Origin of the sequence: Paenibacillus polysaccharolyticus (assembly GCF_023714295.1) — a bacterium.
Taxonomy (GTDB): domain Bacteria; phylum Bacillota; class Bacilli; order Paenibacillales; family Paenibacillaceae; genus Paenibacillus; species Paenibacillus polysaccharolyticus_A.
The window spans coordinates 245,620-267,299 of sequence record NZ_JAMAUN010000003.1; the positions used below are offsets into that span (position 1 = coordinate 245,620).

The following is a 21,680-nucleotide window of genomic DNA, read 5'->3' on the forward strand; positions in this document are numbered from 1 at the left end:
CCTAAGCCGGGTATCCAATTTCTGCAATGTCCTCTTCCAACTCGTCTAACTCGATCTCTGGGTTTAACGCTTGCAGCAATTGTTCATCCAACGGTTTCATATCAAAAACATGTTGAATAGGCTCTAATTCCAGTTCAACCTCATAATACTCTTGAGCCCAAGCATGATAATACGCTGCACCGCCCACAAGAACTTGCAGCAGGGGATAATTTTCATCCGCGATCTTTTGACTAGAAGTCCACTCATTCTTCTCCTTATCATTCCAGACGCAGAAGGTGGTCTGATCCATCATAAAAGCAGGCTCGTTCAGAAACGTCGTTTTGAAGACTTCCGGCACACGCTCTAATACATCATCAAGTTGATCTTTATGTAAGGAAGCATAAGCTTTGTCGTAACCCTTGATGATCAAACGGTTACTCGAATCAAACAACGCGAAATAGTGATCCCCCTCCCCATCTCGCATTGAAGCCATCTGTTCATTTGCATCCCACTGCGCATTGTACGAATAGTACCTGTACTCCCATTCTGGCATTAGAATCGCATCCAGCATCGCTACAGCCTTGAAGATTTGCCGACATTCAGAAATGCCAGGCAGTTGCTTGGTAAAATCAGAAGTATTGCTCATTTCTTCCCCTCCCGTGTGATCGAACTACTTATCAATGAAATAATGATATATGCGAATCCTTGGATCACAAACATCAGCGTAACGAACTCCACCAGAAGACCGCTTGCTGAACTTAAATCATGCATCAAATCGATAACAATCTGCCCGGGTCTGGACACGATATCCCATGAATTCCAGCGATTAAATCTCCCGATATATACGCCCAAACCACTTAGAAGTAAAATAAACCCGACAATGATCCAGCCCACGGACCTGTGTACGAGCAATTGCAACACATGTTCTATTTGCCTTATAGAACATATGGAGAGCATCAGCCCTACGATAGCTACACCAAACGTAAGGGTCAGACTATACCAGAAATCCATGTCGAACCAAAAAGGACTCTCGGGCTGAGCAATAAAATACCGGAATGCATGCAACATTTCCGTAAACAGATAGGCCGCGTTAGGTAGAAAGAAAAGCCAGATTAGACCGAGTACACCTATCAATGTCTTGCTCAGCCATCCAGGTCTCACCGCCTTACTTCGAAAGATAAGAGCAATCATCGTTGAAATGATCAACGGGACCCATGCCAGAAACATGTCCCAGCCCAAAAACGCATACCTATTCGAGCCTGACTTTGCACGCAGATACATCGCAATACCAAGACTGCATAACGTCATAAGCAGCAATGTAAATGCTAATACAATACATTTTTTGTTCAAAATCTGGTATTGGTGTTGGTTATTTCGCATCTTGTTGGACTGACCCTTCTCCTTAAAAAATCATAGATATTTTTTAAATGCTTTGCTGGACTCGCCATCGTACCCTAGCTTTTGATAAAATTGATGGGCCCTTTGCCTAGAAGCCCCGCTAGCGAGGAGTATTTTGGATACATTCATCTGCAAACATACCTGTTCCACATGTTCCATTAATTCTGTACCGTATCCCTTGCCTTGCACTTCGCTAGACATAATGACCCTTTCAACCAATCCAAACGGTCGATTTCCTGCGAGAGCATCTAAGCAGATATGTAAATGTACCGTACCGACTAGCTGCTCCCGGGCTTCATAAACAAAAAGGAAGCTGTGTGCATGGCGCTTGATCTATTCAATTCGTTCGGTCAGCACCTCGGTATCCGTGTGGTTAGGCAATAGTTCCCTGTACAATCTTTCAATAGCTGCTGCATCTCTGGCTTCGGCTTCTCTAATCATTTTTTATTTGCCCCCTACTCTCTGACCTGATAACCTAGAATAACATCGCCGTTATCCTCAAATTCACCTGTTTCCTGAAACCCACAACGCTTGTACAGTGCATTAGCCGCAACGTTATGCGGAACGTGAGATACCCTGATTTGCCGGCAATCACTTCGCTCCTGCAATATGTGAATAACTTCCTGGATGGCACGCTTCCCATATCCCTGTCCCTGATGTTTCTCATCAATCATAAAACGAAGAATCCAGTAATGCCCATCCGTATAAATCTCATTGTCAAATAAAATAAACCCGACCATGTCATTTCCTGCATAGATTCCATAAGGTCTCGAAGTCACTTCCTTGGTCGCATGAATTAATGAATCCGCATTGCTCGCTACCAGTGTGAGTTGATCTTCCCTCGGTTGCAGACGGGTGCACTCACTTTCATTTTCCGGTGTAATCGGTCGCAAAGCGACTTGTTCCTCCATGTGATTACGCATATCTCATTCTCCTTCATCTATGAATGCTTCCATTTTCTTTTGGCGGTTTTGTTCAAGAAGGTATGCATGGTTTGCCTGCAAAGCATATGTAATGTGCATAGGATTAACGCCTTCAATAGTAAAACTATAATCTATCATAACCCAGAATGTAGGTCATGCGTATAATTTCTTCCTCCACATGTGCTATATAAGTTGCTAAAATAGTTCACCACAGTTCATGTTTATTCATGCAAAAAAACCACGACACTCGTGGCTTCATCTTTGACCTGTATTTCGTTTATTAGTTCTTTAGGTGACGTCAGTTAAGCTAGAGTTCCACTCACCAATTGTCCCCGATACCACACGACTTTCCTGTCGGCTCTGCGGGCAACCGCTTCAGCTGAACAACTCGCCTGCACTAGTACAAAGCTCGCTGCATCCCCAGCCTTCGGCCATATCTGCTCTCCTGCTCTATTCAACGGGGTCAGTCCGCCCGTAATCACAGCCAGCGACTGGGACAACGATAACTCGTCGTTATATCCATACAGCTCGGCGAAGCGTCCTGCCTTTTCAAGCATGTCCCCACTGCCAAAAGAAGACCAGTGATCCGTCAGACTGTCTGTCGCCAGTTTCACGTTCACACCCACACGTTGCAACATCGGAAGCGGCATCATCATTCTGCCAATCGGCACCGTTGAAGCCACACTCATTCCCAGAGACGCCATGCGGCTCGCCATCTCTTCGGCCTCCTGCTTCTCGGCTCCTGCAAACCAGAACGCGTGGCTAACCGTCACCTGACCGTGAAGCCCTGCTTCTTCAGTCAGCCTCACAAGTTCCAGTAACGTTTGCTTACCAGCTTCGCCTCCATCATGCAGATGCATATCGATCCCTGCCTGATGTTTGACTGCCAGTTCCATCATGGTATGCAGCGATTTTCCGATGTTCTCATCAACAGTGTACGGATCAAGTCCACCAACATGCGTTGCACCCTCTGTCATAGCTTGTCCCATGAGTTCAACCGAGTTGGATCGCAACAGCCCATGCTGCGGGAATGCGACAATCTCTGAAGATATTTTACCTGTATAACTCTCTAGAGCCTGCTTGGTTGCTTCCAATCGTTTCAGTCCGCTGACCGGTTCGATGTTACAATGCGCACGAACGCGTGTAGAGCCATAACCCTGTATTAGTGCAAGGATGCTTTCCGCCTGCCGTTTCGCATCGGGTAGCAACTTGGGCAACAGTACCTTCTCTTCCTCAATACGATCAAAGATGCTGGAGCTGCGTCTGACCGCTTTCCAAGCCCCGTCATAATAGGTTTTATCCAGATGAATGTGTGCTTCTTCGAACGAAGGCAGCAGAAGCAGTCCTCTGCCATCCAACGATGGAAGATCGTCTGCCAGTGGTTCATTACCGTCCACAATCGCAGCGATGACTCCGTTCTCAATTCGAAGATGCGCAAGTCCTGTTTGTGTGCCTGTTACCTCTGTCCCTTCACGACTGTACCCTTGTTCCAAAATAACGTTTGTCAGCCAATATGTCTTTTGCATAGATCATTCACCTCTTGATATCTGGCATGTTTCCTGTTGTTATAACAAACCATTTTTTTGTTTTAGTTTACCATACCACTTCAAGCTTCAAGAAGGAATCATAGTGTAGGGATAGAACAGCAATATAAATAGAGGAGCGCCCTCCAAACATTCATTGTATATTATGTCAAGATTGCTGGCCGAGGCAATCCTGTTTTCACTTTTTCTTTAAGATTACGGCAAAGGTGTCCAAGTCTGATTGATACTCCGCGCCATTTACATCTGCGTATACTTTTTCAATTGTAAATCCGGAATCGTTCACTTCTTTTTGCAGGCTCTCTATAGTAAAATGCTGATTCCAGTAATGATAATTTACTAATTCGCCGTCATCAAAGACCAGAAGATTTTTGGATAATGTCACATAATCAGGATATTTTACAGAAGCGTATAAGGACAGATGCTTTTTCGGGGAGAACGGGTTATCTTTTCTGGTGAGTCCCCACATAAATTGGGTCTCGAATTTTTCATAGCTATGTTCTGATAATACATCCAGCAGAACTAATCCCCCGGGTTTTAAACCCCGATGGATGTTGTTAAGTATTTTCTTTCTATTTTCCGGGCTAAACACACTATAAATTTCATAAATTAACAAAGCTACGTCAAACTCACTTTCGAGTTCAATGCTCGTCATATCCTCGTTTCTGTATTCAATGGATAAGTCCTCTTTGGCGGCTTCCTGCCTCGCATACTCAATTGATTTGGGGTTGAAGTCTACACCCACTACCTCATAGCCCTTCTTCGCTAATTTTTGAGCATATAAACCTGGTCCACAGCCGAGATCAACAACTTTTTTATGCTGGTCCAAAGGCGCAATCGTGTGAATAAAATCAATGGTTTCGTTAATGAATTCACTACTTTTACTGCCACCAGGAATGTTTTCGTCGAAATGAGCTTTCAAAACCTGGTCAACCCTGCTCTCGTCAAGCCAGACTTGTACGGAACCTTCCTCGAATGGCTCTGGAATCTTCGCCAGTTCTAACAGTTTTCCCATTATAGTCTCTCCTTCTGTTTAAATTAGATGGATAGGTAGCTGTCAAAGAGTTATTGCTGCTTAGCTGAAGAAACAGCTGCATATCAGCTAAGCAACAGTAACGATTACTCCCATAACAGCGTTGCACAGATTATTATTGCGAATTTCCTTGTATATCTACTTTCCGGAATTCAAATTAACAATTGTTGCTAATCGTTGACAGGAACACGGTTACCGTCCATGTCGTCACTGTTGCGTCCACCGCTTTACCCTTACCTTCTTTGTCATGTGGCAATTTTTGCAATTCCAATACTTTATTCATGTGCTCTATCTCCTTTTATGATTAAAATGACATCATTAGCAGCTATTGCTGATCGTTGACAAGAACGTAGTTACTGTCCATGTCGTCGTGATTGTTCCATCTACCGCTTGACCTTTACCTTCTTTGTCTTTTGCGAGTTTTTGCAACTCCAATACTTTATTCATGTGCTCCACCTCCTTTCATGATCAAAGTGACATCATTAGCAGTTGTTGCTGATGGTTGACAAGAACGTAGTTACTGTCCATGTCGTCGTGATTGTTCCATCTACCGCTTGGCCTTTACCTTCTTTGTCTTTTGCGAGTTTTTGCAACTCCAATACTTTATTCATAGATTTCACCTCCTTTCCTGCATAGAATGCACTCTTATACTACTCATGCCTTATACTCAAACACCGCTAGTTGGTAGCTAATAAATGGTTCGCTTTGGTTTTTGCCATAAACTCATCAGGATTTATTAACGGCAGCCAATAGAGCGGATTATTTTTAACGATGCACATCAATGCCAGTATGATTCCTGAGCTGCCTGAGTACACATCATCTGCTAAACGATATGAAAACTGACCCGGGTATACATAATATTCCTGTCTATCAATTAAAAATATATTCAGTAGATTCAACACTTCTTTTACCATTTGTTCGCGTTCTTGATTCTGTTCCACTATAGAGGCCAACAATAGAAAACTGCCTGCACCGTCAAATAATCCTCCACTAATGGTTGAACAGATTCCGGACAACCTTGTAATTGCCTTCATTTCTTCATGGAATAAGTCTTCTCCACTAACATGGTTGAGGAACCATATGCACACACCGATCCCAATCGATCCCCCCGAGAGATATGGTAATTGACGATTTCTGTTATCCAACGTTTGCATCGAACCAGTAACTTCATCCTTGATGGTTTGCTTCAAATCTTCATGGATGAGTTGCTTTGCCTTGTCCAGATAAGCTGCATCACTTGTCGCGGAGTACATCGCAGAATAAAAGAGTGACACACCTGATAATCCATCTATTGCACCGATCTCTACAGCCATCCAGTCATTGGTGCTTAATATTCCTTCTTTCTCCCGTTTCATTTCAATTAATTGTTCTACTTCTTTTGCGAAAATCAGATAACCGTAATCCCCTGTTTCGAAATACAAGCTAATGACGAACAGTCCTATTCCTGAAAGACCTGAACGTAAAGAGATATTGTTGGTGTCGTTCATACGCTGTCTTATTGTCTTCAATTCTTTTAAAACAACATCCTGATACCCCATTTCATATAACAAGGTCAAGACTCCTGTTTTCCCAGTAATCAAACCGTTTTCTTCAATCTTATTTAAATGGTTCAACAGATAATCTTGAATCCATTGATTCACATCCGCTGTATTAGCTTTATTTCTGGTTAATACATAGGCAGCACCGCTTCCTCCAGTCAGGAAGTTATACCTCCCTCCATTCATCTCAAACTGGCGGATGTCTCCATTAATAAATCGCTCATCGTTCGTTAAATTATGTTGGAGTCCTTTGATTAATCTCGTCATAATTGAAGATATATCCAAATTGTTAAGCTGAGCATCAGGTTTAATTTCTTCAGGAGAATAAGACTGAACCTCCTGGATTTTTAGGTCGCACTTCATTTGCAAGTCGATAATAAATTCGTAGAAAGAATCCTCATACAACTCTTTAATCCATCTATAGTGGTTATGCTGTAAATGCACATCTAAAACTTCTGAAGACAAAACGGGAAGGGCCAAATACCTTATGATTTTTTTCAATCCAAACCAATCTCTTGCACCACTGAATTTTATCTTTTGAGAAGCAAATCCGATGGTCATCATCGTAGGCTTTTCATCAGAACCTACAGGCATAGCTGTTTCAAAATCGATCAGTCTTACGGTCAAGTCCTGCATCACCATAATGTTGGCCGGTTGGAAATCTCCCATAGCTACACCTTTTTGATGCATCTCTTCAATCAGCGTATAGAGCTGCAGCAATATTTTTTTAGCCTGTTCTGCATGTTCGTTCATTCCTTCGCGATCTCTGAAAAAAGGGTAATGCTTCGCAAGCCATTGTCTCAAATCTATTCCTTCAATGAATTCTTCCACCAAAAAGAAATGCTCCCATTCTTGAAAATATTCGATGAAATTTACGACTCCGCTTATATCTTGAAGTTTAACCAGCGCTTCATATTCTCTGGTTTGTCTGGACAGCGCATCATGAGCCCCCCCATCCAAACCCGCATTAGGTCTGGCTTCCTTGATGATGACTCTAAGATTATCTTCCTTTCGAGTCGCACTATATACTCCGCCTGCATTACTATAGCTTAGTGCGGTTTCAATCTCGTAACGGTCCAGATTGCTATCACTCTTGGAAGCAGCATCATCAGAGTCCGTTGAACCATTTAATGTATTTAGATAATCGTCAAAATCTTTTACAAAATCAGGAACCTGGTAAAAAGGCGTTCTCTCGTCTTTAATCAAGCGGCCATGATTATCCCTGATACAATGCTCCCCGTACTCATTAAAAATACTTTTGAAACCTCCATATCTGTAAAAAACATTGCTATCTTTCCATCTCCTATCACTTAAAATATAGGGTCCTTTTTGGAAATCCGATGTCGCTAAAGAGATTGCATCCAACAGCCTTAGGAATGCTTCATTATTTACAGGATATATGGTCATAAATTTTCCGGAAGAAGAACGACTGGCGTTTTTTGAATTAACCTTGATAAAACTTTGTTTATCCTTAAGATGTTTAAACTCAACCTTTTCGTCTATACATACTTTCGCAACCTTCTCAAGCAAGGTTTGTGATTCTTCAAATAAAGCAGTCACATGAATTTTCCACCCCTGATCGGGGAGGTGTGAGCCCTTAGCATGATAATGTTTCCAAACGGAGTCACGATCTGATATCACAGCGTAAGTATTGGGAAGGTCTCTCAGTTCATACAGGTGTGTCTTTTCTTCAGGGCTTTCGAACTTCCCGTAGTATTCCGAATCCGGTTTTAGATACAAGTTGTATAGCATATTCCCTTCCATACCAATCCCTCCTGAAATCAAATACCCAACTAATAATTGTTAAATTATCGTTGTTATGCGAATTAACTTATCAGGCCAAGTTCAAAACAAACTTGACCTAGAGGTAGATGATGGACACCTCATCTTCAAAATTCTTTTTTCTGATAGATCAATATCGAGAATAATAGAGATATAATATAGACGATGAGACCAAATAATAAATAAATGATAGGAACGAATGGATCAGGATTATTGGCATCAATGCTCGTTGCCAATCCCCCAACGAAACTCTGCGTTACAATTGTGATCAATATCGCCCCGCCAACACTTCCTAATGTAATGGAATCCGACTTTTCTGAACCAAATATATAATAGAGCGGGAAATTTATCCCTCCAGTGATCAAAACTGCGAATGTCCCGAAAAAGACTGCATGAAACATATTGTTAATCTCTGTTCCTGACACCAAACTATAAATATAGAAGATACCGAAGGATAACAAAACACCATAAATGACAACTAAGAAATAGAACAGGTAATGACTTTGAACAATACGACCTCTACTCACAGGCAAGGTAAGAACGTATTTATCATACCCTGACTTACCCTCAAACTTAATGACATCAAGCGCAGTCATCACCATAAGCAAAATATTTAACATGGCAACCAAACGATGCATTGAAGCATCGGCATACGTCAAAATGATTACCGACAGCAAAATAGCCAAGCCTGTATACCAAAACGAACTCCGATATACAAGATAATAACTTGTCATTAATAAACCTTTCATTTATTCTTGACTCCTTGTCAATAGTAGACTAATCATATCCATTGTAATAGGTGTAGTTACCATATCGCTTGGCAATTGCTGTTTATCCGATACGAGTACACTATAATAAGAATCACGATTTCTCTTGGCCACCACAATTTCCTGATCAAGCGAGCGAAGTTGTTCTTCAGGCAGATCTACAATCGCATATTGTTCAAAAACCTTTGCCTTTTCTTCGTTCAGCAAGATTTCACCCTCCTTTATGATGACAAGATGACTTGCTATCTTCTCAATATCACTCATAATGTGTGAGGAAAGCACAATCCCGCCCACACCGTCACTCACAAATCTTTTTAACTCTTCTAACATCTCTTCTCTTGAGGAAGGATCAAGTCCTCCAGTCGCTTCATCAAGAATCAATAGCTCGGCATGATGTGACAAGGCAACCGCTACGGACAGCTTCATCGACATTCCACGTGAGAACTCATTTACTTTTTTATCCGTAGGCAACGAGAAAACCTGTACTAAACGTTGAAAATTATTCTCGTCCCAGGACTTAAATATTTGTCCAAAAACTTTATTTAGCTGTTTGATGGTCAGATGGGCAGGCAGATTGGCTGCATCAAATACAACTCCAATCCTCTCCTTGATTTCGGGGTGTTTATTCATATTTTCTTGGCCAAATACGTTAACGGTACCCGCATCTTTGGATATAAGACCAAGCACTATTTTGAACGTTGTTGATTTACCAGCGCCGTTATCCCCAATGAAACCGACGATCGATCCTGGAGGAACATTAAATGACACATTCTTTAATGCATCCTTCCCCCCATATGATTTTCTAATATTTTTTATTTCGAGAAGATTAGCCATGTGCTCACTCCTGTTTTATGCATGTTCATTGATCTTTTACGATTACTGTTGTTTGGGCTTCATCAGAAAAATGCTCATGCAATACATTTTCAAGATCAGATTTGGTTAACTCCTCTAGAGCGGGCAATACATCAAATAAATCCATCTCGTTAAACCGATAACGTGTAAATTGATTTGCGATAAACTGCAGTGAGTTAATGGAACTTAAGAAGCGACCTATCTCTTTTTTGATTACACGTTCCGCATCTTCCTCAGGGATCGATTCCATTTTGAACCGGTGTATCGTTTCGCTTATACATGTGATGACCTTATCCGGTTCACGACTGTTTCCGCCTATGATTGTAAAGCCGAAATCCCCTTCATTGGTATGTTCGAACTGAAACGAGGTGTCTAGGTAACCAAGATCATACATTGTATTGTATGCTTCTGAACTGACGCCAAACATCAATTCCAACAATACATTTAAAGCTAACTCATACTTAAGCCTCTCCTGGCCTCGTCGTGATAAGTTTGTTTCTTTGTATCCTATGAATACTTGAGGTACGGAGACAGGCATCTGCCTCGTGCTTGACCTTCGATTCACGTTGTTGTTTTCTTCAGCGAAAATACAGTTAGCCTCTACCCTTTGCGGAAAGTTCTTCTGTTCCTGATTTTTTCGAATAAGCTCTATCGTTTCCTCCGGATTGACAGGTCCAATAACGAAAAGCAGCATATTCCGAGGATGGTAAAATGTATGATAACACGTGTATAAATCTTCTTTGGTGATCCTCTGAATGGATGCTACAGTCCCTGCCAAATCTATTTTCACTGGATGACTTGTATATAGATTGTCTATAACTCCAAACCTGGCGCGCCAGCCCGGAGTATCGTTATACATCTTTATTTCCTGTTCTATGATGCCTTTTTCCTTTTCGACCGCTTCATCTGTAAAATATGGCTCTTGAACAAAATCGAGCAGAGTTTCAAGATTCTCATCAATGTTGGATGTTGCCGAAAATGTATAAGCTGTACGTGTAAAGCTTGTAAATGCGTTAACAGATGCTCCTTGCTCGGCAAATCTATGAAAAACATTCCAATCTTTGCAATCAAACATTTTATGCTCCAAAAAATGAGCCAGCCCATCCGGAAATATAACAGAATCTCCTCTTCCCGCTATAGAAAATTCCTTATGCACTGATCCGTAATTTACGGTGAGTGTTGCAACCGTTTTGTGGAAGTCCTTCTTGGGAAGTATGTAAACCTCGAGACCATTCTCGAGCTGTTCAAAGAATATAGTTTCGTTGAGTTTCTTATACGGAGTAGCCTTCAAATCGTTGACTCCTTTCTGTTCAGGAAGTAGATTGTATCCAGTTCCCACTTATTCACAGCGCATATGATATCTTCTTTTGTTACGTTGCTAATTCTTTGGATATGGTCTTGAATTTCAATCGAAGATCCGCTATCCACGGCCTGAATGAAGATGTCCATAATACCTGCAGGAGAATCATGCGCTTCCAGCAACATGTTGATCAGCAGTGACTTCCCTTGTTCAACTTCCACTTCAGTAAAATGGCCATTTTTCATCGCGTATTCTTGCTCTCTGATTAGTTCGATCACCCGGTCATAATGATCAAATTCGATCCCAGCCATCGCTACCAGCAAGCCTTTATTGCTTTCCATCTGGGACTGGGCATAATAAGCAAGACCTTGCTTCTCGCGAATCGAGCTAAACAGCCTGGAGGTCGGGAACCTTCCGAAAATTGCATTCGCTACTCTGGCAGCCTCATAATGCTCATCTTGTATTGTGGTGAACGTTCTGTAACCCATAAGGAGCGTTCCCTGCTGCACATCAAGATGATCATGAATCACTTTAACTGCATCTACTCCGGAGTCGTCATGAGTAATTTTATTTGTAGGTTTGATATTGTAAACTTCACAAAATATATCCTTTACCATAAGTCTGACCGCTTTCTCGTCAAAAGCTCCTACGATAAACAGGTCAAACCGATCATTCCTAAGCATATCTTCATACACTTGAAACACAGATACCTCATGGAGAGAGTCAATCAATTCTTTTGACCCGAGTGGCGGAATAGCATAATCTTCATCTTGATACATCTCTTCTATCAAACGAACATGGGCATATAATATCTTTTCATTAAACATGGAGTCTATTCGCTGCTTTAACAACTGCTTCTCGCGTTCAACAATCTGTGGACGAAATGCTCCATCCTCAAGCAAGGGGTTATATATAATTTCATGTAATAGAAGCAAAGAGGATTGTAATAAAGAATTACCGTCATTTAAAAATTGATCTGCCGAGATTTCCATCTTAAAAAAAATACAATGTTCTTCTCCCTTTTTATGTGTGTCCCATGAAAGCTCCGCCCCATACATCTCATCCAGCTTATGTTGTATTTTCTTACGAGTCGGGTAATTCATAGAGCCTCCATTGAGAATCTGGGAAAGTAATACTCTCGAAGTCATGCATTGCTTGCGAAGAGGTGCCCTAATGGTCAACATCACACTAATTGTCTTGAACTTCTCCGTGTTGTATAAATGAAGATGCAGGCCATCTCGCTCATCAGGACATATTAGCTTGTTTTCCAATTGAGATTCCCTCCCTTAATATATTTCATCACGAATTATGTATAACTGCCGATCAAGGTTAAAACATAAAAATGTGTAATATTCACTCTATATACACGTATCGATACAGGAAATCCCTATCCCTCTCTTATTATACAAACTTTTACATATATTAAGTATAAGAACTATTTTTACATACATTTTCCACAATTGTATCACAATCTAAGGCGTAAATATACCATAATTGCCCATTAAAACCTAAATTGCGCTAAATAAAAAACGACGAATTTTAATATATTTCGACATTCACTTGTCTTATTTTGTCTTAAAAATAATGGGCCAGATCATCATAGACCTGTTTTCCGCATGTTTCTATTAACAAAAACAAAAATACAAGCTGGTTTTCGTTAGAATCGAAAACCGGCTTGTATTTTTGTAAACTTTTGAATTTGTATTGGGCATCGAAGGTTGCGTCTATCTTTTTCGAAAAACAACTGAGATCATATCTGCTATAGCCTGAAGAAGTAGAGCAGCTACGTACACGATCAGAATCAGATTAAACAAGGGAAAAGAATACGGTGCTATCCCTTCATTAAGCAGCTTTGACTCAAGGATGCCTCTAAGCATTACTGAAAATACATTGTCACTATCATTTACCCTAGGTTCTAAAGACGTACCGTCAACAACAATAAAGATTATTTGAAGAACTACAAAAATGCCAATGCTGATCATCCAGCGTTTTGTACGATTCGGGTGAGATTTCTGCGAAACGTACGACAATACAATCCTCTCCTCTCATAAAATCATAATTTCCAGATTAATTCACAAGGTAGCTCTGTATTTTTCAATTTCTCTCTGATGGATATAATTCTCTGTACCTGTAATTAATATACAGAGCACAGATAGATTATATACCACATCTCTATCATATTTCACCTGAACCGTTCCAAATAAATAAAAATTTTCATATTACTACCAATACCTCTTGATATTAAAATTCAAACCTAGCATGCCCTCCATCTTCAACACCCTGAATCTGCTCCATATTCAGCAGCCTGCGCTTCAGCTCTAAACCACCGCGAAAGCCCGTCAGCTTGCGGTTTGCGCCAATAATGCGGTGACACGGAAGTAGCAAGGGAATCGGATTCGCCCCGTTCGCCGCACCTACAGCCCGCACAGCCGAGGGTCGTCCGATCACGGCAGCGATATCGCCATAGGTACGTGTCTCACCGTACGGCACACGCCCGAGCGCTTTCCATACCTGCTGCTGAAATTCGGTACCGATCAGGTCAAGCGGGATGTCCTCTGTATAAGCTATCCTTTCTCCTTCAAAATAGGATATCAGCCAATCCATCATGCCGGTTTGTTTTATCGCTTGCTCATTCGCCTCCGGCTCAGCGCCAGGTGCAATTTTGCCAATCCAGTTGCGCCAGTCCTCCAGCGTTTCGTTCGGCATAACGACCCGGCACAGCCCCTTTTCGGTTGCTAGCAAACTCCATGGACGACCGTCCAGCAACATCGTGGCATACATCATCTTTTGCCTCATTCCATATTCACCCTCTCTTTATTTTGAGCCAGGAGCTTGTCTGTTTGTTCACCTTGCGTTTCATGCTGTGGATCACTTGTTTGTCCTCCGCTGTTACCCGGTACGATTCCGTAATCTTCTGGAGTGCTTTGTTGTACGTAAAATCGTCAAGCGTATTGTGCTGCAAATACGCCATGGTCACTTCAGGCTGTTTTACATACGCAATCGAGATTGCCCAAGCGACCGCCATTTTCACATAATAGGCCTCATGTTTAATCTGATCAAGTAACGGTAACACCTGATGAATGTAAGGGGAATCCACATAAAAGTTCAACAGCATGACCACGGCAAACCGGATTTCATACTCCTGATCTGACTTCAAATAAGGCTGAATGAAGTTCCACATTGCATCCATATGCGCTTTCGTATATTTCAGTCCGGCACAGAAGCTGTCACACACAGACCAATTATCGATTTTGGGCACAAAAGCCGCAATACGTTTTGACACTTCGTCCAGATCTGCTTGAACGTGACCAATCACCATCGCTTGCAGCATCACTTCTTCAAAATAGTCATCCTGCGCCGTATCCAGGTACGTACGCCAGTCTGCAGCGGCAATCTGTTTGGCTATTTTGCGGATCGTCGGTAATCGCACACCCATCACGTTTGAAATATTCGGTATAAGGGAGGCTGCGAATTTCTGGTATTCTGGCTCAGCCAGGCTGAGCAGTTGTGTTCGAATATCGGTTTCCAAGGGCACTGGACCTCCTCATTGATTACTGTAAAACAAGTATATCCTGAGTGCTTTCTTTTGTAAGCCCATCTCGAATGTTTGAGCAAGATTTCAATATTGTTTAACAACGAATGCATTCCGTTTAAAAATATGAAGCGCACCATTCAGGAAAGGAGTGTCATTATGAACGGTTCTCAAACCAATAAAGAGCTCTCCGTTGAGGAGATCACCCATCAACTGACACAGCATGTACAATCCCAGAATCTGCCGGAATTCTATAAACTCGTGAAGGAACTGCGTCCCTATGATCTTTCACTTATCTATAAAAAATTCCCTGAAGACGAAAAGAATCGTTTTCTTCTTCTATTTAAACCGGACACACTTGCCGATCTGGCAGAGAACCTGAAGCTTCACGAGCAGGCTGAACTGTTTGAACGACTCGGGCCAGAGCGTACACTGGAAGTCATGCAGCAGATGGACAAGAGTGACCTCATTCGCTTCATGCACGACCTGCCAGCGAAACGCAGGGAAGAATTGTTATCCAGCATGAATCTGGATCACTCCGCCATCATCCGCTCTGTACTCAGCTATCCACCAGAGACAGCCGGACGGATCATGACCGATCGCTATCGGACATTATCCACCCACGACACAGCAAAGGAAGCACTGAAGCAATCACAAGGTACGCTGCACCTCTCCCCTTCCAGTTACCTTTATGTCATTGACGATGAAGGTAAGCTAGCTGGTGTCGTTAGTTACCGCTCCCTTGCTCTGGCCGATGACAAAACCAAAGTGGAACAACTGATGACCAGACGTGTCATTCACGCCACCGTAGATATGGATCAGGAAGAGGCTGCCCAGTTGCTCCAGCGTTACGAATTCATCGCCGTTCCGGTCGTCGATGAGAATAATAGGCTGTGCGGGATCATCCAGATGGATGACGTCATTGATATCATTATGGATGAGGCCAGCGAAGACCTCGCCAAAATGGGTGGCGGCGGTAAAGATATTGATTTTGATACCAAACCTCTCGTTGCCGTCAAACGCAGGTTGCCTTGGCTTATTTTGCTGTTATTGATCGGCTTAATCTCGGGAAGCATTGTGGATTTTTTTGAAGATACACTAAATCAGGTTGTGGCTCTTGCGTTCTTCATGCCTATGATTGCGGGTATGACGGGAAATACAGGGACGCAATCCCTTGCTGTCGTCGTACGCGGACTTATCGGACGCAAGCTGGACAAATCAACGGTACTCGCTCTGATTGGACGAGAGATTAAAGTCGGTACGATGATCGGTCTTGTCTGCGGTCTGCTCATTACGGTCATTGCTTATTTCTGGCAAGGAGACTGGTTGCTCGGGATGATTATCGGTGTATCCCTGTTTCTCACGCTAATCATCGGCACACTGACAGGCACATGCATCCCGCTCCTGCTCAGCCGTTTCAAAGTTGATCCCGCTGTGGCATCCGGCCCGTTGATTACAACACTGAACGATATTCTCTCCCTGTTTATCTACTTTGGGATTGCTACATGTTTCATAGGAGCACTGATGTAGATGCAGTGCCAGTATCTTGATAGATCAAAAAGACCCTGATCAATAGATCGAGGGTCTTTTTGAAGCTGTCATGTCATTATACGGTTCTATTTATACAAACCTTTAAGCAGCCCGTTTATTTTTGTTATAGATATCAAATGCTACCGCGAGCAGCAACACCAATCCTTTGATTCCTTGCTGCCAGTCAATACCCAGACCGATCAGGGACATCCCGTTGTTCAGCACACCCATAACCAGACCACCGATGATCGCACCGAATACGGTACCGATTCCGCCCGAAGCTGACGCTCCACCGATGAAGCAAGCTGCAATGGCATCCAGCTCAAAGTTCGTACCCGCTCTTGGCGTAGCCGCATTCAGACGTGCGGCGAAGATCAGACCGGATACAGCCGCAAGTGTACCCATGTTCACGAACACCCAGAACGTTACTTTTTTCGTTTTGACCCCGGACAGTCCTGCCGCTTTCTCATTGCCCCCGAGAGCATACACATGTCGTCCCATCACGGTACGATTCATGACGAAGGAATACACCACGATCAGCACAAACAGGAGCACCAGAATATTGGGGATACCCGCATAACTTGCGAGTACGAAGGTGAACAGGTTCGTTACCGCTGCCACTACGATCAGCTTAAGCAGGAACAGCCCTTGCGATACAACTTCGAATCCATACTTGCGCTGGGAAGCTCGTTCCCGCAGTTCATTCACAATGTACCAGATGGTAAGTGCAAACCCCACAATGATGGACACCAGACCCAAACCCGAGAATTGTACATCCGGCAGGAAACCGGAGCTGATTTTTTGAAATCCAGCAGGGAAAGGAGATATCGACTGCCCTTCCAGTACAATCATCGTCAGACCACGGAAGAGCAGCATGCCGGCGAGCGTAACGATGAAGGCGGGAATCCGCACATACGCAATCCAGAAGCCCTGCCATGCACCAATGAGCGCACCGACCAGCAGCGAAGCAATGACTGCGAGCCAAGCTGGAAGCTGCCAATCCACCATCATGATGGCGGCTACAGCACCGACAAAGGCCGCAATCGAACCGACGGACAAGTCGATATGCCCTGTGATAATGACCAGCACCATTCCAATGGCGAGGACAAGAATGTAACTATTTTGCAAAATCAGGTTCGTAATATTAATTGGCTTGAGCAACAGTCCACTAGTTAACACCTCAAATAGAAGCATAATGACAACGAGGGCAATGATCATGCCATATTGACGTATATTATTTTTGAACAGTTTAGTTACCGTTTCCATGCTTACCGCCTCCAGACTTGGTCATATATCTCATCAGTGTTTCCTGCGATGCCTGTTCCCGGCTGACTTCACCCGTAATTCGTCCGGCATTCATCACATAGATCCGGTCACACAGACCCAGCACTTCCGGAAGCTCTGATGAAATCACCAGCACACCCTTGCCTTCGGCAGCAAGCCGGTGGATAATCGTATAAATTTCGAACTTGGCTCCTACGTCGATCCCGCGTGTCGGCTCATCCAGAATGAGAATATCCGGCCCGGCAAAAATCCATTTGCTCAGTACCACCTTCTGCTGGTTACCTCCGCTCAGATTCCCGGTTTTCTGCAGGATGTTTGGTGCCTTGATGTTCATGCTTTTCTTCATCTCTTCCGCAACCAGCACTTCCTCCTGCTCGTTCACAACGGCATTACGGGTCAGTTTACCAAGTCCGGTGAGGGAAATATTGCGTTTGATATCATCCATCAAAATAAGGCCATATTCCTTGCGATCTTCTGTCACATAAGCAAAACCATTCTGAATCGCCTCGGTCACACTGTTGTTCTGAATCGGCTTGCCGTCCTTGATCAACTGCCCCGAGATGTTACGACCATACGATTTGCCGAAAATACTCATCGCAAGCTCTGTACGTCCTGCGCCCATTAGTCCCGCGATCCCTACGATCTCGCCACGTCTGATGTTCATGTTGATCTGATCGAGCACCTTACGCTCGACCTGATGCTCGTGATACACCGTCCAGTCTTTTACTTCCAGCACCACTTCACCAATCGTGGCATGACGTTCAGGGTAGCGGCTCGTCAGATCCCGTCCAACCATTCCGCTGATGATGCGATCCTCGGTGACGTTATCCTTTTTCATATCGAGCGTTTCAATCGTTTTACCGTCCCTCAGAATCGTCACCGCATCCGAGACCTTGGACACCTCGTTCAGCTTGTGAGAGATGAGGATACAGGCGATTCCCTGTTTTTTGAATTCCAGCATCAGTTGAAGCAGATTTTCACTGTCGTCTTCATTCAACGCTGCGGTGGGCTCATCCAGAATAAGCAGACGCACTTTTTTGGAGAGCGCTTTCGCAATTTCAACCAGTTGTTGCTTACCTACTCCGATGCTGGATACCAGGGTGTTCGGGTTTTCATCCAGACCTACTTTGCCAAGTAGTTCACGTGTCCCGACAAAGGTTTCCTTCCAATTCACGATACCTTTGCTTGCACGCTCGTTGCCCAGATATATATTTTCCGCAATGGAGAGATACGGGATCAGCGCCAGCTCCTGATGGATAATGACAATGCCCATATCCTCGCTCTGCTTGATATCTTTGAACTCACAAGTCTTACCTCGGAATAAAATGTCCCCTTCATAGCTTCCATGCGGGTATACTCCGCTCAGCACCTTCATCAGCGTAGACTTGCCTGCGCCATTTTCGCCGCATATGGAATGAATTTCGCCTTCCCGAATTTTCAGGTTGACGTTCTCTAGCGCTTTGACGCCCGGAAACGTTTTGGTAATGTTCTTCATTTCAAGAATAATGTCCGTCATGGCATGTACTCCTTTCCTTGGATGATGCGTTATGGCACACCGATCTTTTGCATCGTATTTATGAGCGCCCTACCTATTTCATCGCACTTTACGGTAGGCCTATTTCTTCTTTGGTGTAATACTTACTGCCTACAATATCTTTTTCCACATTGGTACGATCTACAGAGATCGGGTCGAGCAGATACGCAGGAACAACCATTAATCCGTTGTTATATGACTTTATGTCATTCACCTCTGCTTGTTTTCCTTGCAAAATGCTGTTAGCCATCTCCACCGTTTTCTCGGCGAGCTTACGTGTATCCTTGAAGACCGTTTGGGTCTGCTCTCCGGCTACAATGGACTTGATGGATGCCAATTCCGCATCCTGCCCTGTAATAACTGGAAGTGGTTTGTTCGGCTTGCCGTAGCCAATGCCCTTCAGAGATGAGATAATCCCGATACTGATTCCGTCATACGGAGATAACACCGCATCCAGATTATCGCCTGAATAGTAAGCACTCAGCAGGTTATCCATCCTTGATTGGGCCAAAGCCCCGTCCCAGCGCAGTGTGGCAATTTGCGCCATCGTCATCTGTTTGCTGCGGACGACCAGTTTGCCAGAGTCGATATAGGGCTTGAGCACGGACATTGCACCGTCGAAGAAAAAGTATGCATTGTTGTCATCCGGTGATCCACCAAACAATTCAATGTTAAACGGCCCCTTGCCATCCTTAAGCCCCAGCTTCTGTTCAATATAGGAGGCTTGCAGCACCCCGACTTTAAAGTTGTCAAACGTAGCATAGTAAGTCAGATATGGCGTGTTACGAATAAGCCGGTCATACGAGATGACCTGAATGCCTTCATCATGTGCCTTCTTGATGACATCGGTCAGCGTGTTGCCATCAACAGAAGCGATGACCATGACATCAACGCCTTTGGTAATCATGTTTTCAATCTGGGAGATTTGATTCTCAACCACGTCTTCGGCGTACTGAAGATCTGTTTTGTAACCTTGCTCCTGAAACAGACGAACCATATTCTCGCCGTCTCCCACCCAGCGTTCCGACGATTTGGTAGGCATGGATATACCGACATATCCTTTCTCCTTGCTTCCCACATCACTTTCAGCCAGATTACAGGCTGAGAGCATGAAGGACATCACCAGAAGCCAGATGAGTATTGCTCCTTTTTTCATATGAAGTTCCCCTTTCCTCACGTCATCGCGTTCAGTTGGAATCTTAAGATAACGCTTACAACTTATAGATTATCGTCTAACTTATCGTCCCTCTCTGTATCTCATGGTAGCATTTCGCAACCAGCGGGGTCTTTGCAGGTTTTGAACCTTTTTTATAAAAATTTAACTTTTGATGGAAAAGGGCAAAGGAAAAACCCACCACAGGCGGTTAACCTTTAACGGTGGGTTTATTTGTAGCCTATTGATATCCATACTTCCGATGATGCTTCGAAATCTACACAGAGCCTGCGCTGGAACTGTCTGTTCCGCCATTTTTACGATATTGGGCAGGCGAGATACCCATCGTTTTTTTGAACGCTGTGCTGAAATAGTGCTGTGTATCATATCCTACGCGTTCAGCGATGGTATGGATCGGGAGCGACGTGGAGTCCAGTAGCTGTGCGGCTCTACGAATACGAGTATGAGTGACAAGAGTAACGAACGAGTCATTCAACTCTTTTTTCAACACACGACTGAGATATACTGCCGACACCTGCAAACGGGATGCGAGTGATTCCAGCGTCAACTCCCGTTCTGCGTACTCCTCCTGAATCAGCTGCCTTGCCCTGCGAACGAGCGGAGAGAGCTTCACTTCTTCATATACCTGTTCACGGCAATGCCGATACGTACCCGGCACCTCTTCCAGCGTCCCCCTATGAGGTTCAACATGGGCATGAACAGCGATGTTCAGGCAAGCACTAATCTGCTGCTCCAGCAGGAGTGTAATCTCCTCAGGGGTCTCCTGCCACAGGCAGATCCCGATAACACTACTAGCATCACGAAAGAGTACGTGCGGATGATCTCCGAGCAGTTCTGCTATGATATTTTCCATGGCATACAGAAACAGCTGACGATCATTCTCCCTCAGTATGGTCTGACGCGCCTCGGCAGCAGGCCAACGCACCACTCCAACTTGTACAGGCGATACAGACGGCAGATGTAGAAAAGCAAGTTGCTCCATCAGACTATTACCATCTACCTGTCCTTTCATCCACTCCTGACAAAATCGCTGACGAAGGAGCGGAATATTGCGTTCAATCTGCTCTGCCGCCTGTCTGACATAGGCTGTCCGCTGATGCTCCTCATCCAGACGCTGACGTAACCGCTCCAGTGCAGCACTCAATTGGTCTGCTTGTACAGGCTTCAGGATGTAATCCTCCACCCCGAGACGAACCGCTTCTTGCGCATAAGCGAATTCATCGTGCCCCGATATGATCAGATACCGAACCCCGGGGCACTGTTCCTGTAAAGCACGAATCAGTTCAATCCCATTCAGGAACGGCATATTCATATCGACTAGCACGACATGTACATTCAGCTCAACTGCCCGTTCAAGTGCTTCTTCACCGTCCTCAGCTTCACCGACAACCTCCATGCCAAGCATAGCCCAATCCATAGCCTCTCGGATTCCTTCTCGAATAATCGGTTCATCGTCGGCAATCAGCACACGATACAGGTTATCCATTGCATTGGCATCGACGGGTGTCACTGT

Annotated in this window: 22 protein-coding genes; 1 reads left to right on the forward strand and 21 read right to left on the reverse strand. The window is 43.9% G+C overall.

The genetic code is table 11. The annotated features are described in order from the left end of the window. Position 1: 1 nt before the first annotated feature. From M3629_RS11870 to M3629_RS11950, 17 genes are all read right to left on the reverse strand, one after another. Positions 2–625 (reverse strand): hypothetical protein, encoded by a 624-nt coding sequence (locus tag M3629_RS11870; protein WP_251506285.1) that lies wholly within the window; start codon positions 623–625, stop codon positions 2–4. Then, entirely contained in the window at positions 622–1,359 is a 738-nt protein-coding gene (locus tag M3629_RS11875; protein ID WP_251506287.1) for a DUF1361 domain-containing protein, read from the reverse strand. Before M3629_RS11875 ends, M3629_RS11870 begins: the two co-directional genes overlap by 4 nt. A 30-nt stretch (positions 1,360–1,389) precedes the next feature. Continuing rightward, the gene (locus tag M3629_RS11880; RefSeq protein WP_251506592.1) at positions 1,390–1,710 is read right to left on the reverse strand and encodes a GNAT family N-acetyltransferase; all 321 of its coding nucleotides are present in this window, start codon (positions 1,708–1,710) and stop codon (positions 1,390–1,392) included. A gap of 122 nt (positions 1,711–1,832) precedes the next feature. Beyond that, entirely contained in the window at positions 1,833–2,300 is a 468-nt protein-coding gene (locus tag M3629_RS11885; protein ID WP_251506290.1) for a GNAT family N-acetyltransferase, read from the reverse strand. A gap of 302 nt (positions 2,301–2,602) precedes the next feature. Further along, positions 2,603–3,826: an amidohydrolase gene (locus tag M3629_RS11890; RefSeq protein WP_251506292.1), complete on the reverse strand. Its 1,224-nt coding sequence runs from the start codon at positions 3,824–3,826 to the stop codon at positions 2,603–2,605. 196 nt (positions 3,827–4,022) lie between these two features. Then, complete coding sequence (locus tag M3629_RS11895; RefSeq protein WP_251506294.1) at positions 4,023–4,856, reverse strand: class I SAM-dependent methyltransferase; 834 nt, start codon at positions 4,854–4,856, stop codon at positions 4,023–4,025. A gap of 175 nt (positions 4,857–5,031) precedes the next feature. After that, positions 5,032–5,157 (reverse strand): class III lanthipeptide, encoded by a 126-nt coding sequence (locus tag M3629_RS11900; protein ID WP_251506296.1) that lies wholly within the window; start codon positions 5,155–5,157, stop codon positions 5,032–5,034. 35 nt (positions 5,158–5,192) lie between these two features. Next, entirely contained in the window at positions 5,193–5,321 is a 129-nt protein-coding gene (locus M3629_RS11905; RefSeq protein ID WP_251506297.1) for a class III lanthipeptide, read from the reverse strand. Positions 5,322–5,356: 35 nt separating this feature from the next. Beyond that, positions 5,357–5,485 (reverse strand): class III lanthipeptide, encoded by a 129-nt coding sequence (locus M3629_RS11910; RefSeq protein ID WP_251506298.1) that lies wholly within the window; start codon positions 5,483–5,485, stop codon positions 5,357–5,359. Positions 5,486–5,551: 66 nt separating this feature from the next. Next, positions 5,552–8,176 carry a class III lanthionine synthetase LanKC gene (gene lanKC, locus M3629_RS11915; RefSeq protein ID WP_251506300.1) on the reverse strand — a complete coding sequence of 875 codons (2,625 nt, stop codon included), beginning with the start codon at positions 8,174–8,176 and terminating at the stop codon, positions 5,552–5,554. 125 nt (positions 8,177–8,301) lie between these two features. After that, on the reverse strand, positions 8,302–8,943 hold the full coding sequence (locus tag M3629_RS11920) for an ABC-2 transporter permease (protein WP_251506303.1): 642 nt from the start codon (positions 8,941–8,943) through the stop codon (positions 8,302–8,304). Further along, positions 8,944–9,795, reverse strand: coding sequence for an ABC transporter ATP-binding protein (locus M3629_RS11925; RefSeq protein ID WP_251506304.1), 852 nt, complete (start codon positions 9,793–9,795; stop codon positions 8,944–8,946). 25 nt (positions 9,796–9,820) lie between these two features. Then, positions 9,821–11,104, reverse strand: a complete 1,284-nt coding sequence (yfmH, locus tag M3629_RS11930) for an EF-P 5-aminopentanol modification-associated protein YfmH (RefSeq protein ID WP_251506306.1) — start codon at positions 11,102–11,104, stop codon at positions 9,821–9,823. Next, on the reverse strand, positions 11,101–12,384 hold the full coding sequence (gene yfmF / locus M3629_RS11935) for an EF-P 5-aminopentanol modification-associated protein YfmF (RefSeq protein WP_251506308.1): 1,284 nt from the start codon (positions 12,382–12,384) through the stop codon (positions 11,101–11,103). The genes yfmH and yfmF overlap by 4 nt, the downstream gene beginning before the upstream one ends. 453 nt (positions 12,385–12,837) lie before the next feature. Beyond that, complete coding sequence (locus M3629_RS11940) at positions 12,838–13,143, reverse strand: YfzA family protein (protein WP_285888644.1); 306 nt, start codon at positions 13,141–13,143, stop codon at positions 12,838–12,840. 211 nt (positions 13,144–13,354) lie between these two features. Next, on the reverse strand, positions 13,355–13,909 hold the full coding sequence (locus M3629_RS11945; protein ID WP_251506310.1) for a methylated-DNA--[protein]-cysteine S-methyltransferase: 555 nt from the start codon (positions 13,907–13,909) through the stop codon (positions 13,355–13,357). A gap of 7 nt (positions 13,910–13,916) precedes the next feature. Then, positions 13,917–14,642 carry a DNA alkylation repair protein gene (locus M3629_RS11950; RefSeq protein WP_251506311.1) on the reverse strand — a complete coding sequence of 242 codons (726 nt, stop codon included), beginning with the start codon at positions 14,640–14,642 and terminating at the stop codon, positions 13,917–13,919. Positions 14,643–14,804: 162 nt separating this feature from the next. Here M3629_RS11950 and mgtE point away from each other — a divergent pair, with 162 nt between their 5' ends. Further along, the gene (mgtE, locus tag M3629_RS11955; protein WP_251506315.1) at positions 14,805–16,175 is read left to right on the forward strand and encodes a magnesium transporter; all 1,371 of its coding nucleotides are present in this window, start codon (positions 14,805–14,807) and stop codon (positions 16,173–16,175) included. 102 nt (positions 16,176–16,277) lie between these two features. Here the strand turns inward: mgtE and mmsB are convergent, their stop codons facing one another. From mmsB to M3629_RS11975, 4 genes are all read right to left on the reverse strand, one after another. Beyond that, the gene (mmsB, locus tag M3629_RS11960; protein WP_251506316.1) at positions 16,278–17,441 is read right to left on the reverse strand and encodes a multiple monosaccharide ABC transporter permease; all 1,164 of its coding nucleotides are present in this window, start codon (positions 17,439–17,441) and stop codon (positions 16,278–16,280) included. Beyond that, a complete protein-coding gene (gene mmsA, locus M3629_RS11965) occupies positions 17,425–18,975 on the reverse strand; it encodes a multiple monosaccharide ABC transporter ATP-binding protein (RefSeq protein ID WP_251506318.1) in 1,551 nt (516 codons plus the stop codon). The genes mmsB and mmsA overlap by 17 nt, the downstream gene beginning before the upstream one ends. A gap of 88 nt (positions 18,976–19,063) precedes the next feature. Next, entirely contained in the window at positions 19,064–20,149 is a 1,086-nt protein-coding gene (gene chvE, locus M3629_RS11970) for a multiple monosaccharide ABC transporter substrate-binding protein (protein WP_285888646.1), read from the reverse strand. 274 nt (positions 20,150–20,423) lie between these two features. Next, positions 20,424–21,653, reverse strand: coding sequence for a response regulator (locus tag M3629_RS11975; protein WP_251506598.1), 1,230 nt, complete (start codon positions 21,651–21,653; stop codon positions 20,424–20,426). Positions 21,654–21,680: the final 27 nt, after the last annotated feature.